Consider the following 15219-nt stretch of genomic DNA (forward strand, 5'->3'; position numbering starts at 1 on the left):
GCCGGTTGGTCCGTAGCCAGTCTTTCAGCTTGCCCACAAATTCCCGCAGCCGTCTGCCCAAGGTCGTACGGTGCACGGTAAAGCGACCATCCGCACGGCGTTTGCCGCAGATGTGCGTGAATCCAAGGAATGCGAAGGTTTCGGGTTTGCCTTCTTTGCGTTTGGCCCGGTTGGTTTCAGCGTATCGGCCAAATTCGACCAGCCGGGTCTTTTCCGGATGCAGTTCCAGGGAGAATTTCGCCAGCCTTTCGGTCAGCGCCCCCCTGAACCGGTTGGCATCGTCGCGGTACTGGAAACCCAGCACCGCATCATCGGCATAACGCACGATATACACTTCTCCGCGTGCGTATCGCTTGCGCCATGCGTCCACCCAAAGGTCCAGGCTGTAGTGCAGGTAGATGTTGGCCAGCAGCGGCGAGAGTACGCCCCCTTGAGGGGTCCCTGCTTTTGTCGGGTACCGCTGTTCGCCTTCCATCACACCTGCCGTGAGGGTCTGTTCTATCAGCCTGAGCACGCGGCGATCCCCCACCCGATGGGCCACGAACTTGAGCAGCCAGCCATGATCGACCCTGTCGAAGAAGGCGCTGATATCCGTGTCCAGTATCCAGTTGACCTTGCGCTGTGTGATCGCCACATGCAGGGCATCGAGCGCATCGTGTTGACTGCGCCCCGGCCTGAAGCCGTAGCTGAATCCTTTGAAGTCCACCTCGTAGATGGGGTTGAGTAGATACACCAAGGCTTGTTGGACCAGCTTGTCTTCGATGCTGGTTACGCCCAACGGCCGTTGCCGGCCGTCCGCCTTGGGGATCCATACTCGCCTGACCGGTTGCGGTCGGTATCGCCCACTGTGGATGCGGCTGTGCAGGTCCTGCAGGCGGACGTCGAGTTCCTGGCCGTAGTCTTCCCAGCTCAGTCCATCGACGCCTCGTGCCGCCTTGCGGTTGAGTGCCTGGTAGGCACGCCGCAAGAGGTCCACATCGAGGTGGTGCATCAGGTTGGTCAGTCGCAACATGCGGTCCCGCTTTGCTGCTGCACGCACCCTGTCCAGTCCGCTAACCGCTTGCCCCAGGCTCTGGGTCCCGGTCACGGGCGTCCTTTCAGGGGTTTCTCTTCGCCAAGGCCCTTCGCTCCACAGGCTCCGCCACTGGGCTTCACGTCGTACTGCTTCGTTCGGCTTCATTTTGTTCGCCTGCTTCTCCACTACTATGACCTTGTCCGACTCCTCGTCACGCTCTGCTTGCCGATCAGCTCTTCACCTTGGGCAAACAGTGGCATCGCTGCCACGCGCACGAGGCCTCCCGGGTTCCGTACGAGAGACATCCACACATGCTCCGGGTCTACGACTCCGGGGAATCTGCCCGCTGCTCGCGCCTAGCGCAGCTGGCAGTTTTGCTTTCCCGATCAGACAACGCGGTCAGCATTCCCAACCTTGATTTCGGAGCTCAATACCGGGCCTGTGTGTTCCCCTGTCAACGCTTAGCCCCTGCCCTCGCGAGCAGATGCCCATGACTCGGGGTCCCAGCGGTTCGCTACGCCTTACCGGGCAGAGGATTTGCACCTCCAATCTCTCGCCAGCTTATCCCGGCGCACTGTCTGTCCCCATTTGAAGGTTCAGATCGTCTCTACATCAAAAGCCACGATCTGCCGCCTTTCGCGGGAGAATTCCACACCGATCAGGTGAATGGGCTTGCCGGTGGCGCGGTATTTTTCGGCGTAGCCTTTGGCCTTGATCTGCGCCAGGGCCTTGCCTTCGGGCAGCTGCTCCACCACCTTGAACTCGAACAGGTAGATGTGCCCGGCAAAGTCCACCGCCATGTCCACCTTGCCATGGTGGCTGGAATCTTCCACCGTGACCTGAACGCCCAGGGCCGCAAAGTGGCTGTAAAACACACTGGCATAATGCCCTTCGTATTGGGCGATGGGGTTGTTGCGGTACCAATCGTGAGGCAGGCCGGCGTAGAGGGCTTTCATGTGGGCCTCAAGGCCTGCCATGTCGGCGGCCTTCAGCAGGCGGGGCAAGCGGATGACCACGTCATCGAAGATGGCATGACTCACGCCCAGCGCCGGTAGCAGGGCCTCATTGAGGCTGATCTCCACCTCCTGGTTGGGCAGGCCCAGTTTGTAGAGCGGCCGGTTCGGGACTTCTTCGTGGATGTCCTTCAAGGTGAGGTAGCCGGTCTGAAACAGCAGGGCATCGGTGGAGATGTCCTCCACATCGAAGCGGCTGAGCAGTGCCGGCCGGCTGTGCCAGGCGGTGAGCGCGGGGGTGAAGACGCCGCGGTCCTTGAGAATCTCCACCAGAAAGGTGGGGGTCGCGCTCTCGAACCAGTAGGGGCCGAATTGGCGATTCTGGAGCAACAGCAGGACGTCGAAGGGGTTGTAGACGGAGGTCACCTCCTGCCCACCCCAGCGATAGCCGTTGTACCACTGCCGGATGGCATCGCGATCCAGGCCTGGCAGCTCGGGGGCAAACACCGTATCGAGGTCTTCATCGGTGTAGCCGCAGAGGGTGGTGTAGTCGGGTAGCAGGGTGATGTCGCGCAGGTTGTTCAACCCCGAGAACAGGCTGACCTTGCTGAACTTGGATACGCCGGTGAGCAACACCAGGTGCAGGTGCGGGTCGGCATCCTTGAGCACGCTGTAGAGGTTCTTGAGGCCTTCGCGCAGTTCGCGGGCGCGCTCGGGATAGCGGATGTTGTCCAGGATGGGCTTGTCGTATTCGTCGATCAGCAGCACCGCCCGTTCACCATGGCGCTGGTGCGTTTGGTGGATAAGCTCACGAAAACGGCCGGCAATCGAGGTATTGCGCAGGGAAACGTCCAGCGCTTCGGCCTGGGCGTTGAGCAGTTCATGGATGTGAATGTCCAGGGCATCACGGCTGGTCAGCACCCCATCGCCAAAGCTCAGTCGAATGACCGGATGGACGGTCTTCCAGTCCCAGCGGTCGTGGATGTAGAGCCCCTCAAAGAGTGACTGACGGCCTTCAAACAGGCAGCGCAGGGTATCCAGCAGCAGGCTCTTGCCGAAGCGTCGGGGGCGGGAGAGGAAGTAGTACTTGTTCTGGTGGACCAGGCACTCGATGACTGGGGTCTTGTCCACGTAGTAATAGTCCCCCTCGCGGATCTCGGAGAAGGTCTGAATCCCGATGGGGAGTCTGAGGCGCTGATGGTTCGCCATGCCTGGCCCTCCAGGGACAAGTATCTTGCCGGTGGCAGTCTATCATGGCCCTGCTGGTGCTGTGCTTGTGCGGGAGCCCTGTCTGTCAGTTCGTCCAGCAGATAGTCGACCTCCCCGGGGCGAGTCACCCGAGACAGCTCCCCACTGTCGGACGCCTGCCTCAAGCTCGCGACCATGTGGCCACGAAAGCGCCTGGACAGGGCCTTGACGGGGCACAGGTAATTGCTCTTGCTATTCCGAGGCACCACCCTCGGAAACAGCGCCAGTCAGGCGCTGCGCGCCATGCCTGGCGCACCAAAAAAAGCGGGCGCCTTAGGCGCCCGCAACCACTTCACTCCCTGCAGAGGAGACTTACTTACGGCCGGCGGTGAACTCCGGGTAGGCCTCGAGGCCGCATTCGGCGATGTCCACACCTTTCAGTTCGTCCTCTTCGCTGACCCGGATCCCCATGGTGTACTTGAGGATCAGCCAGAACAGCAGGCTGGCGATGAAGACGAAGGCGAAGATGGAGGCCACGCCCACCAACTGCCCCACGAAACTGGCGTCCGGGTTGGAGAGCAACACCGCGAACACACCCCAGATGCCGGCCGTGCCGTGGGCGGAGATGGCGCCTGCCGGGTCGTCGATCTTCACCTTGTCCAGCAGGACGATGGAGAAGACCACCAGCACACCACCGATCACGCCGATCAGCACCGCCAGGGCGGGATGCGGCATCAGCGGTTCGGCGGTGATGGCCACCAGGCCGGCCAGGGCGCCGTTGAGGCCCATGGTGAGGTCGGTCTTGCCGAACAGCAGGCGGGAGGTCATCAGTGCGGCCACCACCCCCCCGGCGGCGGAGAGGTTGGTGTTGGTGAATACCCGGGCCACGGCGTTGGCGGAGTCAACGTCCGAGATCTTGAGTTCGGAACCGCCGTTAAAGCCGAACCAGCCCAGCCAGAGGATGAAGATACCCAGGGTGGCCAGGGGCATGTTGGCACCCGGGAGGGCGTTGATCTGGCCCTTGGGACCATACTTGCCCTTACGAGCACCCAGCAGGAGCACACCGGCCAGGGCGGCCACAGCACCGGTGAGATGGACGATGCCGGAACCGGCGTAGTCCGAGTAGCCGATCTCGCTGAGGAAACCGCCACCCCAGCTCCAGAAACCCTGGATGGGATAGATGAAGCCGGTGAGCACCACGCAGAAGGTCAGGAAGGCCCACAGCTTCATGCGCTCGGCCACGGCACCGGAGACGATGGACATGGCCGTGGCCACGAAGACCACCTGGAAGAAGAAGTCCGACAGGTTGGAGTAGTAGATGTCCCCACCGCTGGCGATCACCTCTTCAGCCGTGTTGTCCACGGAACTGAGCATGGGCCAGAAGCTGGGAATGAGGGCATTGATACCGCCGCCATACATGATATTGTAGCCGATGATCATGTACATGATGCAGGCGATGGAATACAGCGCGATGTTTTTGGTGAGAATTTCCACGGTGCTCTTGGAGCGGACCAGGCCCGCCTCGAGCATGGTGAACCCTGCGGCCATCCACATGACCAGGGCGCCCGACACGAGGAAATAAAACGTGTCCAGCGCGTATGCGATTTCTATGACTTGGTTTTCCACAATGAATCCCCCGCCAAGTGAGTGTTTGTTCGTGATTTAGAGTGCGTCGGTGCCGGTTTCGCCGGTGCGGATGCGAATCGCTTGTTCCAGCGGGAAGACGAAGATCTTGCCGTCGCCGATCTTGCCGGTGTTGGCGGATTTGCTGACCGCCTCGATGACCTGATCCACCAGGGGATCATCCACGGCAACTTCCATCTTCACCTTGGGCAGGAAATCCACCACGTACTCGGCCCCCCGGTAGAGTTCGGTGTGGCCCTTCTGGCGCCCGAAGCCCTTGACCTCCGTGACGGTGATGCCCTGCACGCCGATCTCCGACAAGGCTTCCCGCACGTCGTCCAGCTTGAAGGGCTTGATGATGGCTGTGACCAGTTTCATGTTCGCTGCTCCTTGGGTGGACAGCCGGTCAGGCCGCCCACCGTGTGCATGGGTGTCTCTGGGTCGGATTAGAAGGACATGACGTAGGAGACGTTGACGCGCGGGTCGTCGATGTTACTGCCCTGGGGTGCGTCGATGTCGTTCTGGGTGTAGGCGAAGGTGAAGTCACCCAGGTCGGTGGCCTTGGTGGCATAGAGGGACCACCAGGTGTAGTCACCGTCGCCTTCGTCGGGGTCCACATAGCCGACGGTGGCGCCCAGGCTGGTGTCACTCATGATGTCGAAGGCGTAACCCAGTTCATAGGAGAGGGTGTCTTCCAGCTCACTGGCATCCGCATTGGTGACGAAGTTGACCATGCCGTAGAAGCCCATGAAGTCCAGGGCGCCGTAGATTTCGCCCAGATCCGCATCGTCCAGCGTGGGATAGGCGTAGTAGATGTAGCCCACGTCAAAGCCCACACCGGAATCGCCGATGCCGCCGGCCACGCCGAAGTAGCCATCGATTTCGTAGCCCTTGACGTCGTCGCCGTCATCATCTTCGCCAAAATCCACGTTGGAGGCCCAGGTGCCGGCGTAGAATCCCCCTGCGTGCTCATAGTCCAGGCCACCCTGAACGGCCGCCTGATCTTCGGTCTGGGTGATGCCTCGGAACATGTAATTGCTGGTGAAACCGATATTGGCGCTGACCTCGGCCGAGGCCGTGGAGGTGATGGCCGTGCCCGCAAGAAGGGCGGTGGCGACGGCGGCGGTCAGGGCGGTTTGGGTCAAGATCTTGCTCATGGCGTTTTTCTCTCGCAGGTTGTTGTTGACGTGTGTGGTGTAAATGTCACTGCTGAGAGGGAAATAGCATTTGGCGTGCCAGGTTGGTTTTTTTCGGTTTTTCAATGTTTTGTGAATTGGCTCACGCTTTTGGTTGTGAGGGGCGCCCTGTTTTGGGTGGCTGGGCGGGGATTCTTGCACTGTTATGGGGCATATCTGCGGTGGGGCTTCGCTATCCCCTCACCCCAACCCCTCTCCCCTGAGGGGAGAGGGGCTCAGCGATGGGGAGTTACCCCCTGCCCCCTCTGGGGAGAGGGGCTCAGCGATGGGAAGTCACTCCCTTCTCTCCTCTGGGGAGAAGGGCTGGGGATGAGGGGAGCGGCGGGCACGATGCCGAGGCGCCAAACACGGTGCCTGCCCTTCGGCAGGCTTAAGGCGTAAAATAACGACAACACACGAACACCGCACGGAGGTGCAGCATGATCGACAACAAGAGCCTGGATGAAATGGTCCGCAAACTGAGCGGGATGATGCCCGAATCGGTGCAGCACGTTCAGGCGGACATCGAGAAGAACCTCAAGGCGGGCCTGTCCGGCGCCTTCCATCGTATGGATCTGGTGACCCGTGAGGAGTTCGAGGTGCAGGCCGCCGTCCTGGAGCGCACCCGCGAGCGCCTCTCGGCCATGGAGGTTCGGGTGAAGGCGCTGGAGAAGGAGTTTTTGGCACCCCGGGCACAGGGGGATGAAAATCCGGCGGGGGATTTGTAAGAACAGATACAAGATAGGGGCATCTGTACGGGCCGTTCGTGAACGGCCCCGGCGGGGTGTCTGGAGTCGGTGGCCTGTCGGGTGGGTGAGATGGTATCCGCGGCAACGGCCGGGCGCTTCTCGAAGCGCCCCTACGGTGTTGTGCGTGCCACCGCGATTTGTGCGTGCCGCCGCCCAGTCTGTGTGCGTGCCGCCGCCCAACCTGTACGGGCCGTTCGTGAACGGCCCCGTTGTGCGTGCCGCCCCCGCCAAGGTTTGAACCGAAGCCCCTACCGATTCAACAACTTCTCAATCTGCGCAAAGCTCTGTACCGGGCCCTCGGAGGTGATTTCCACCCCCAACTGACGGCCAATCTGTGTCAGTGAGAACAGCCCCCGCAAAATCTCCCGGCGCTGATCGTCATATTCCACCACCAGCGCGTGCTGACGCCCCGCGTCGCGCAGGGTGACCACCACATCCCCCACCCGGGCCGTGACCACATCAAAATGGTCCATCACACTGAGCTCCCCCCGGGGCGTCATCACATGCTGCACCAGTAGGTCGTTGTGCGCGATGCGCTCATCGGAGACCGTCTTCACCGGCTTCTCACCCATGATGTCCCGGGCGGTGACCACCCCGAGCACACCCTCATCCCGGTCCACCACGATCAGCAATCGCACCCCTGCATGGATCATCTTCTGCAGGGCCGCATCCATGGGCATCTCGGGGGGCGCGGTGACCGCCTCCACGCGGCGGAAATCGGTCATGACATCTGCGGCCGGGTCCTCCATGGTCACCCGGGAGGGCAGACCCTGACCAAAACGGTGCACCGTGACATGTTCAGACAGCGTATGGGACGGAATCAGAGCATAGCGCGCAGCCATGGCAGCCTCCTTTGGTGTCGGGCTTTTGTTTATTCTCTCCACGCCGTGGGGCGTGGGGTGCCTCACTGGTCAGATTACGCCTGCCGATGGTGGTTGTCGATTCCCGGGCGGGATGGTGGGTTATGGGGTTCTGCCCTTCGCGGGCAGGCCCGCTCCCACGGTGCCCGAGGTCAGGTCTGGACCAGAGCCCATCATGGGGCACGATCTCAGACTTGGGTGAAGCCCATCATGGCGGCCAGTGCCTGGCCCGGGTCGGGGGCCTTCATGAAGGCCTCGCCGATGAGGAAGGTGTGCACGCCCGCCGTTCGCATGCGCTCCACATCCTCGCGGCTGTGGATGCCGCTCTCGGTGACCAGGAGCCGGTCCTCGGGTACGCGCGTCACCAGGTCCAGAGTGGTTTCCAAGCGGGTCTCGAAGGTGCGCAGGCTGCGGTTGTTGATGCCGATCAGGGTGGCATCCAGGTTGAGGGCGCGATCCAGCTCCTCCCCGTCATGCACCTCCACCAAGGCGTTCATGCCCAGTTCGTGGATGAGCAGCAGAAGGTCCTTGAGGTTCGCATCCCCCAGGGCGGAGACGATGAGCAGGACACAGTCGGCACCCATGGCCCGGGCCTCGTAGACCTGGTAGGGATCGATGATGAAATCCTTGCGCAGCACCGGCAGACCACAGGCGGCACGCGCCTCCTGCAGGTAGACCTCATGCCCCTGGAAAAAATCATGATCCGTGAGCACGGAGAGACACGCGGCCCCGCCCTGCTCGTAACTTCGGGCGATGGCTGCCGGGTTGAAATCCTCTCGCAACACCCCCTTGCTGGGGCTGGCCTTCTTCACCTCGGCGATCACGGCCGGATCGCCGGCTTGAATGCGATGGCGCAGGGCTTGGAGGAAAGGGCGCACGACCGGGGCGACATCCATGATGCGGACCAGGTCGTCCAGGGGGGTGTGCTGGCAACGCTCGGCCACTTCCTCGCGCTTGCGGGCGAGGATTTTCTTGAGAATATCCGGTGCGCCGCTCACTGGATCGCCCCCGATACGGCCACCAGCTCGTCCATCTTGGCGGCGGCGCCACCATTGTCGATGACCTGGGCGGCCCGCTGGACACCCGCTTCCAGGGTGTCGGCCAGACCGGTCACGTAGATGGCCGCACCGGCGTTGAGCAGGGTGATATCCCTTGCTGGCCCGGGGCGACCTTCGAAGACACCTCGAATCAACGCCAGGCTCTCCTCGGCGCTGTCCACCCGCACCGCATCCAGGGGCGTGCGCTCCAGACCGAACGCCTCGGGGGCAATGATGCGTGTGGTGACCTTGCCATCACGCAACTCCGCCACCCGGGTGGGGGAACCGATGCTGATCTCATCCAGGCCATCCTCGGCATGCACCACCATGACATGACGGCTGCCCAACAGCCTGAGCACCTGAGCCAGGGGCTCCAGCCAATGGGTACTGAACACGCCCAGCACCTGATTGGGGGCGCCGGCCGGGTTGGTGAGCGGGCCGAGCACGTTGAACAGGGTACGCACCCCCATCTCGCGACGGGGCCCCACGGCGTGCTTCATGGCCCCATGATGACGAGGCGCGAACAGGAAACCCACGCCCACTTGGTTGATACAGCGGGCCACCTGTTCCGGCTCCAGATCCAGATTGACGCCGGCAATTTCCAGCACATCGGCGCTGCCGGACCGGCTGGAGACGGAACGGTTGCCATGCTTGGCCACCCGCCCGCCGGCGGCGGCCACCACGAAGGCGGCGGCGGTGGAGATGTTGAAGGTGCCGGAGGCATCCCCCCCCGTGCCACAGGTATCCACCAGGTGTTTCGTATCCACCTCCACCCGGGTGGCCAGTTCACGCATGACGGAGGCCGCGGCGGCGACTTCATCCACGGTTTCACCCTTCATGCGCAGCCCCACCAGGAAACCGCCAATCTGTGCGGGGGTGGCCTCGCCGGTCATGACCTGGCGCATGACGGTGATCATCTCCTGCCCGGAGAGATCCCGGTGTTCGGTTACGGCCCGGATGGCCTCCTGCATGTTCATGGTGTCGCCCGCCCCCTGTCTTGGTGTTTGGCGGGATTTTCACGGCCTCCGGGCGACCGGTCAACCACAAGGGGCGTGCGCAGGAAGTTCTGCAGCAGCTCGTGCCCCTGCCGGGTGAGGATGGATTCCGGGTGAAACTGCACCCCCTCCACGGCCATGTTCCGGTGACGCACGCCCATGATCTCGTCCAGCTGGCCATCCGGGGTCTCGGTCCAGGCGGTCACTTCAAGGCAGTCGGGCAGGCGGGTCTTGTCGATTACCAGGGAGTGGTAGCGGGTGGCCTCCAGGGGGTTTTCCAGGCCCTGAAAAACACCGATGTCCTTGTGATGCACCATGGAGGTCTTGCCATGCATGATCTCCCGGGCGTGGATGATGTGTCCGCCAAAGGCCTGGCCAATGCTCTGGTGACCCAGGCATACGCCCAGCAGCGGTATTCGCCCGGCAAAGCGGCGGATCACCTCCAGGGAGATTCCCGCCTGATCCGGGGTGCAGGGGCCGGGAGAGATGACGATGCGCTCCGGGGCCATGGCCTCGATCTCGTCTGCGGTGAGGACATCGTTGCGGCGCACATCCACATCGGCACCCAGCTCGCCCAGATACTGCACCAGGTTGTAGGTGAAGGAATCGTAGTTATCGATCATCAACAGCATGATGTGGGCGGGCTCCCGGCAGCGGTCTGTTCGTGTGATGCAAGGAGCATCGTGGATGCCGCGCACCAGGTCAAGCTGGCCGTTCCCCGCCAACGATCCGGTGGATCCATGTCATCTTCTCCACCACCTTGGGGGACAGGACAAATGGGTAGGCAGGGCTGTGTCCCATGCTGCGATTGAGGCTGTTGAGGGCGTAGGTCAACGGCAACCAGTGGTCCACGAGGGCGGTGAATTCCCGCTGTTCATAAGGATCGAAATCCGGCGCGGCACGCAGATGCGCCCCTTGCTCCAGTCGCGGCCCCACTTCCAGCCCCCATGCATGGGCCGTTTCCAGGGTGTCGATGATGTGCAGATAATGAGCCCAGGTCTCGGCCCAGTCTTCCCAGGGGTGACTGCTGGCATAGCTGCTGATGAAGTGCTGCCCCCAGTCCGACGGCGGCCCCTGCCGGTAATGCCGCTGCAGGGCCTGGGCATAGTCCTCCCGTTCATCGCCGAACCGGGCCCGGAAGGTCTCCAGCCAGGGGGTGTCCCGGATCATTCGTTCCCAGTAGTAGTGGCCCGACTCGTGGCGAAAATGCCCCAGGATGGTGCGATAGGGCTCGGCCATCTTTTCTCGCAGGCGCTCGCGGGTGGCAGGGTCGGCCTCGGCGACGTTGATGGTGATCAGACCCCGGGCATGCCCGGTCATGACGCGCTCGGTTTCGAAGAACTGGGGTTCCACATCGGCCATGAAGGCAAAGGCCAGCCCGGAGGGGTCGTGGGAACGGGGGACCACGGGCAGTTTCAGGCGCAGCAGGCTATAGATCAGGCGGCGCTTCTCCGTCTCCAGGCGGTACCACAGCGTCTTGTTGCCGGGCACGCCCAGATCCGGGATCACCTGATTCAGGCGGCAGGCGGCGCAGAACCCCTCATCTTCTTCAACGGGCACCATCCAGTTGCACACCGCATCGCGGGCGTAGTGGTTACACATGCGATAGCGCCCCTGGGATACCGCGCCCAACGGTCGCCACAACCCGCCCTCCTCCGGCTCCAGGGCCGCCACTTCCAGGGTATCGGGCAGGAATCCCAGGGTGTGGCCACAGCGGGTGCAACTGGTGTTTTCAAAGTAGATCAACTGGCCGCAAGAGCCACAGTTAAAGAGTCTCATGGAATTGTCAGTGACCTTCTGAGGGGCTCTCGATCATCGAGCATAGCGGACAGCATACGCCCTATGGAGCGGAGCGACCGAATCCGGCCCGGGCCAGGTTGATGGCGCTGGAAATCACCCCCACATGGCTGAAGGCCTGGGGGAAGTTGCCCAGGAAGGCACCGCTGGCGGGGTCGATCTGCTCCGAGAACAGGCCCAGGGGATTCGCGCGTTCACACAGAGAGTCGAACAACGCCATGGCCTCATCGTGGCGACCCTGCCCCAGCAGATTGTCCACCAGCCAGAAACTGCACAGCAGGAAGGCCCCTTCGTGACCGCTGAGGCCGTCGGGGGACTCTTCCGGCAGGTAACGATAAAGCAGTCCATTGCCGGCCCCAAGATGCTTCATCACGGCCTTCGTCGTGGCGACCATCTTCGGGTGGTCCGCCGGAATCACGCCCCGCAGAGGCAGGGCCAGCAGGCTGGCGTCCAGAGCGCCGCCGCCCAGGTGCTCGGTGAGGGATTCCAGCTCAGGATCCCAGGCGCTTTCCAGGATGGCCTCACGGATTGCCTGGGCTTCGGCACGCCAGTGCTCCACATCCCCGGGCAGGTGATGGGTTTCGGCCAGGCGGGCGCCGCGGTCCAGGGCAACGGCGCACAGCGCGGCGGAGTAGGTGAAAGGACGACCAGCGGTGCGCACCTCCCAGATGCCGTGGTCCGGGTTGCGCCATTCCCGGGCAGCGGCATCCACCAGGCGTCGCAACTGCGTCCAGAGCCTGGCATCCAGAGAGCCACCCCATTGTACCCAGCGGTAGGCGCAGTCCAGGATTTCGCCGAAGACGTCATGCTGGCGCTGCTCTGATGCGTCGTTGCCCCAACGCACGGGCCGGGCACCCCGGTAGCCGCCCAGATCCGGGTCCTCACGCTCCGGGGGCGGCACATGGCCATCCACGTCATACAGCACCCGCGGCCAGCCGGCCCGCTCGACGGCGTCCAGCACCCAGCCGATGAAACCTTCGGCCTCATGCTGCAGGCCGATGCGGCCCATGGCATAGACCGAGAAGGCGGCGTCACGGATCCAGGCGTAGCGGTAATCCCAGTTACGCGGCCCCCCCAGGGCCTCAGGCAGGGACGAGGTGGGGGCGGCGATCATGGCACCGGTGGCGGTGTAATCCATGAGTTTGAGGGTGATGGCAGAACGCCGCACCAGCGCCTCTCGCGGCCCCTGGTAATCGAAATGGGTCATCCACTGACGCCAGACCTCCAGCGTGGTCTGCAGGGTTTCCTCCGGACGGTGCAGGTGAAAACGGCGGGCATGCCCCCCCCAGGAGAGCACCAGGTGATGGGTATCGCCAGCGCGCAGATCGAAACACTGATCCATCCCCCCCAGGATCAGGCTGGAGCCCAGATGCAGGTCCAGGCCCGGCTGACGCTCAGGCCGCAGGGTCAAACCCGCGCCATGGGGATCGCAGCGAGCCCCACCCCGGGGGTGAATACGCAGGCGCAGACGCACCCGACCACTGACCACCCGAATGTAGCGCAATAGCTCACCGCGCCCTGCCGGGGCATCTTCCGACAGATCGGCGCCGGCCCGCAGGGTGAGCGCATCGGTCACCTCCACGGTGCCGTCGGGACCACTCATGCGGGTGACCAGCACGCCGGTATCGGGGTGGTAGGACTGGCAGGCGCTGAGCAGGGGTTCGGGGGCCACACTGAAGGCGCCCCCCTGTTCGTGGTCCAGCAGCCCGCAAAACAGGGGATCACTGTCGAAACGGGGCACGCAGAGCCAGGAGATGGCACCGTCCCGGCCCACCAGGGCGGCGGTGGTGCCATCACCGATGAGGCCATGATCTTCGATGGGGAGGAAATGGCCGCGGCGGGTGATGGGTTTTTCCTGATGGGTCATGGTCTGTTCTGGTTGTTGTCTGTGTGTGAAGCCCCTCTCCCGCTGGCGGGAGAGGGGTTGGGGTGAGGATGGAAGGGGAGAAGGGAGCAATCGGGCTCGCTGTCGGATGTTTCCAGGATCACCACCGACTCGGCCGGCAGCTGGACGCCGCCAGCCTCCAGGCTCACCCCGGGTGCCGAGGCGAGCAGGATCTTCCCGGGTTGCTGCATCAACGGCACCCGTTGCCCTGCGGGGGCCAGGTTGCAGGCCACCACGATACCGGGGCGGGACATCACCCACCAGCGGGCCTGCTCATCGCCGTGGGCCGCCACCCGGGCCAGGCGGTCATCGCTGAACGCGGGATGATGCCGGCGCAGGTGGATCAGATCCCTGTGCCATTGCAGCAGGTCCCGATGCGGCTCCCGCTCGTCCCAGTCCAGGCGGGAACGCTCGAAGGTTTCCAGGGCCTGGGGATCGGGCACCTGCTCCGGGTCCCAGCCGAAGGCGGCGAACTCCCGGCGGCGCCCTTCCCGCACGGCCTCGGCCAAGTCCGGCTCCTGGTGATCGGTGAAGTACAGAAACGGCGTGCGCGCGCCCCATTCCTCCCCCTGGAACAGCATGGGCACGAAGGGTGCGGTGAGCACGATGGCCGCGCCCACCTTGAGCAGACCGGTGGACAGCAGTTGGGTGCTGCGGTCACCCGCCGCCCGATTGCCGATCTGATCATGGTTCTGCAGGCAACCCACGAAACTGCGCCCCGGCAGATCGGCGGCGCTGCGGCCGTGATGGCGGCGCCGGTAGGTGGAATACGCCCCCGCGTAGCAGAATCCCCGGGTGACGGCACGGCTCAGGTGCGCCAGGTCGCCGAAGTCCTCGTAGTAGCCCTGGCGTTCCCCGGTGAGGGCGGCATGCAGGGCGTGGTGAAAATCCTCATTCCACTGGGCGTCCAGCCCGAGCCCGCCCACGGCCCGAGGCCGGATGATGCGCGGGTCGTTCAGGTCGCTCTCGGCGATCAGGGTGAGGTGACGGCCCAGGCGGGCCTGCAGGCGCTCCACCGCTTCAGCGAGGGTTTCGAGAAAATGCGTGGCGGAGGTGTCGATGATGGCATGCACCGCGTCGATGCGCAGGCCGTCGATGTGATAGTGCGCCAGCCAGTGCAAGGCGTTGTCCACGAAGAACCGACGCACCTCGGGGCTGTCGGCCCGGTCCAGGTTGACGGCATCGCCCCAGGGGGTGTGATAGGCATCGGTGAAATAGGGGCCGAACCGACCCAGGTAATTGCCGCTGGGCCCCAGATGGTTGTAGACCACGTCCAGCAGCACCGCCAGACCCTTGCCATGGCAGGCATCCACCAGTCGCTTGAGCCCCTCGGGACCGCCGTAGGGCGCGTGGGGGGCAAACAGGGCGACGCCGTCATAGCCCCAGCCGTAACGGCCGGGGAAGGCGGCCACGGGCATGAGTTCCACATGGGTGATGCCCAGATCCCGCAGGTGATCCAGGCGCGGGATGATGGCCTCGAAGGTGCCCTCGGGGGTATAGGTGCCCACGTGGATCTCCTGGATCACGGCACTGGCCAGTGGCGGGGCCTGCCAGCCTGCGTCGTGCCAGGTGAAGCGGTCATGATCCAGCCACCGGGAAGGCCCATGCACCCCCTGGGGCTGCCAGGCGCTGCGAGGGTCCGGGTAAGGCCCTTCGCCGTCCAGGAGGAAGGCGTAGTCGGTGCCATGTTCCAGTGGCTGACTGTCCCACCACCAGCCATCACTTCGGCAGGTCAGGGGGCGATGTTCACCCTGGCAGTCCAGATGAACCTGATGGGCATGGGGGGCCCAGACACGGGGAATATTCATTTGGGTTGTCAACCAGTTGCCTTAAAATGAATGGACCCATTCAGCTACAGATACTCCCTTCTCCCCCTGGGGGAGAAGGGCCGGGGATGAGGGGGCGAGGCAGGCACTGTGCTGGCCCTGGGGGCGGGCCCCCC

General features: G+C 63.6%; 13 protein-coding genes and 1 pseudogene. 1 reads left to right on the forward strand and 13 read right to left on the reverse strand.

Features of this window, described 5'->3' with window-relative positions; genetic code table 11:
• The 6 genes and pseudogenes from ltrA to LPW29_RS13605 all read right to left on the reverse strand — a co-directional run.
• On the reverse strand, nucleotides 1-1012 hold a 1012-nt coding region (ltrA, locus tag LPW29_RS13585; protein ID WP_238628446.1), incomplete at its 3' end, for a group II intron reverse transcriptase/maturase.
• A gap of 599 nt (nucleotides 1013-1611) precedes the next feature.
• Nucleotides 1612-3177, reverse strand: a complete 1566-nt coding sequence (locus tag LPW29_RS13590) for an ATP-binding protein (protein WP_238628447.1) — start codon at nucleotides 3175-3177, stop codon at nucleotides 1612-1614.
• Nucleotides 3178-3263: 86 nt separating this feature from the next.
• Nucleotides 3264-3410, reverse strand: a pseudogene (locus LPW29_RS15795) (IS91 family transposase); the annotation flags it as partial.
• A gap of 118 nt (nucleotides 3411-3528) precedes the next feature.
• A complete protein-coding gene (locus tag LPW29_RS13595; RefSeq protein WP_238628448.1) occupies nucleotides 3529-4782 on the reverse strand; it encodes an ammonium transporter in 1254 nt (417 codons plus the stop codon).
• A gap of 36 nt (nucleotides 4783-4818) precedes the next feature.
• Nucleotides 4819-5157 carry a P-II family nitrogen regulator gene (gene glnK, locus LPW29_RS13600; RefSeq protein ID WP_090252420.1) on the reverse strand — a complete coding sequence of 113 codons (339 nt, stop codon included), beginning with the start codon at nucleotides 5155-5157 and terminating at the stop codon, nucleotides 4819-4821.
• 68 nt (nucleotides 5158-5225) lie between these two features.
• A complete protein-coding gene (locus LPW29_RS13605) occupies nucleotides 5226-5936 on the reverse strand; it encodes a TorF family putative porin (RefSeq protein ID WP_238628449.1) in 711 nt (236 codons plus the stop codon).
• Nucleotides 5937-6394: 458 nt separating this feature from the next.
• On the opposite strand from LPW29_RS13605, the gene LPW29_RS13610 reads away from it, so the two are divergent.
• Nucleotides 6395-6682 carry an accessory factor UbiK family protein gene (locus LPW29_RS13610; RefSeq protein WP_238628450.1) on the forward strand — a complete coding sequence of 96 codons (288 nt, stop codon included), beginning with the start codon at nucleotides 6395-6397 and terminating at the stop codon, nucleotides 6680-6682.
• 269 nt (nucleotides 6683-6951) lie between these two features.
• Here the strand turns inward: LPW29_RS13610 and LPW29_RS13615 are convergent, their stop codons facing one another.
• The 7 genes from LPW29_RS13615 to treZ form a co-directional block, all read right to left on the reverse strand.
• Complete coding sequence (locus LPW29_RS13615; protein WP_238628451.1) at nucleotides 6952-7545, reverse strand: CBS domain-containing protein; 594 nt, start codon at nucleotides 7543-7545, stop codon at nucleotides 6952-6954.
• 206 nt (nucleotides 7546-7751) lie between these two features.
• Entirely contained in the window at nucleotides 7752-8561 is an 810-nt protein-coding gene (gene trpC, locus LPW29_RS13620; RefSeq protein ID WP_238628452.1) for an indole-3-glycerol phosphate synthase TrpC, read from the reverse strand.
• A complete protein-coding gene (trpD, locus tag LPW29_RS13625) occupies nucleotides 8558-9577 on the reverse strand; it encodes an anthranilate phosphoribosyltransferase (RefSeq protein ID WP_090252404.1) in 1020 nt (339 codons plus the stop codon). Before trpD ends, trpC begins: the two co-directional genes overlap by 4 nt.
• Nucleotides 9574-10227: an anthranilate synthase component II gene (locus LPW29_RS13630; protein ID WP_238628453.1), complete on the reverse strand. Its 654-nt coding sequence runs from the start codon at nucleotides 10225-10227 to the stop codon at nucleotides 9574-9576. Before LPW29_RS13630 ends, trpD begins: the two co-directional genes overlap by 4 nt.
• A gap of 70 nt (nucleotides 10228-10297) precedes the next feature.
• The gene (locus LPW29_RS13635) at nucleotides 10298-11374 is read right to left on the reverse strand and encodes a zinc-binding metallopeptidase family protein (protein ID WP_238628454.1); all 1077 of its coding nucleotides are present in this window, start codon (nucleotides 11372-11374) and stop codon (nucleotides 10298-10300) included.
• A gap of 61 nt (nucleotides 11375-11435) precedes the next feature.
• Nucleotides 11436-13259, reverse strand: coding sequence for a glycoside hydrolase family 15 protein (locus LPW29_RS13640; protein WP_238628455.1), 1824 nt, complete (start codon nucleotides 13257-13259; stop codon nucleotides 11436-11438).
• Nucleotides 13256-15085, reverse strand: a complete 1830-nt coding sequence (gene treZ / locus LPW29_RS13645; protein WP_238628456.1) for a malto-oligosyltrehalose trehalohydrolase — start codon at nucleotides 15083-15085, stop codon at nucleotides 13256-13258. The genes LPW29_RS13640 and treZ overlap by 4 nt, the downstream gene beginning before the upstream one ends.
• Between the last annotated feature and the right edge of the window lie 134 nt (nucleotides 15086-15219).

Source organism: Ectothiorhodospira sp. 9100 (assembly GCF_022227565.1).
Lineage (GTDB): Bacteria > Pseudomonadota > Gammaproteobacteria > Ectothiorhodospirales > Ectothiorhodospiraceae > Ectothiorhodospira > Ectothiorhodospira marina.

Coding starts and splice junctions, on each gene's coding strand:
- LPW29_RS13590 (WP_238628447.1), bottom strand. CDS start 3,177: ATGGCGAACCATCAGCGCCTCAGACTCCCCATCGGGATTCAGACCTTC.
- glnK (WP_090252420.1), bottom strand. CDS start 5,157: ATGAAACTGGTCACAGCCATCATCAAGCCCTTCAAGCTGGACGACGTG.
- LPW29_RS13605 (WP_238628449.1), bottom strand. CDS start 5,936: ATGAGCAAGATCTTGACCCAAACCGCCCTGACCGCCGCCGTCGCCACC.
- LPW29_RS13610 (WP_238628450.1), top strand. CDS start 6,395: ATGATCGACAACAAGAGCCTGGATGAAATGGTCCGCAAACTGAGCGGG.
- LPW29_RS13615 (WP_238628451.1), bottom strand. CDS start 7,545: ATGGCTGCGCGCTATGCTCTGATTCCGTCCCATACGCTGTCTGAACAT.
- trpD (WP_090252404.1), bottom strand. CDS start 9,577: ATGAACATGCAGGAGGCCATCCGGGCCGTAACCGAACACCGGGATCTC.
- LPW29_RS13630 (WP_238628453.1), bottom strand. CDS start 10,227: ATGCTGTTGATGATCGATAACTACGATTCCTTCACCTACAACCTGGTG.
- LPW29_RS13635 (WP_238628454.1), bottom strand. CDS start 11,374: ATGAGACTCTTTAACTGTGGCTCTTGCGGCCAGTTGATCTACTTTGAA.
- LPW29_RS13640 (WP_238628455.1), bottom strand. CDS start 13,259: ATGACCCATCAGGAAAAACCCATCACCCGCCGCGGCCATTTCCTCCCC.
- treZ (WP_238628456.1), bottom strand. CDS start 15,085: ATGAATATTCCCCGTGTCTGGGCCCCCCATGCCCATCAGGTTCATCTG.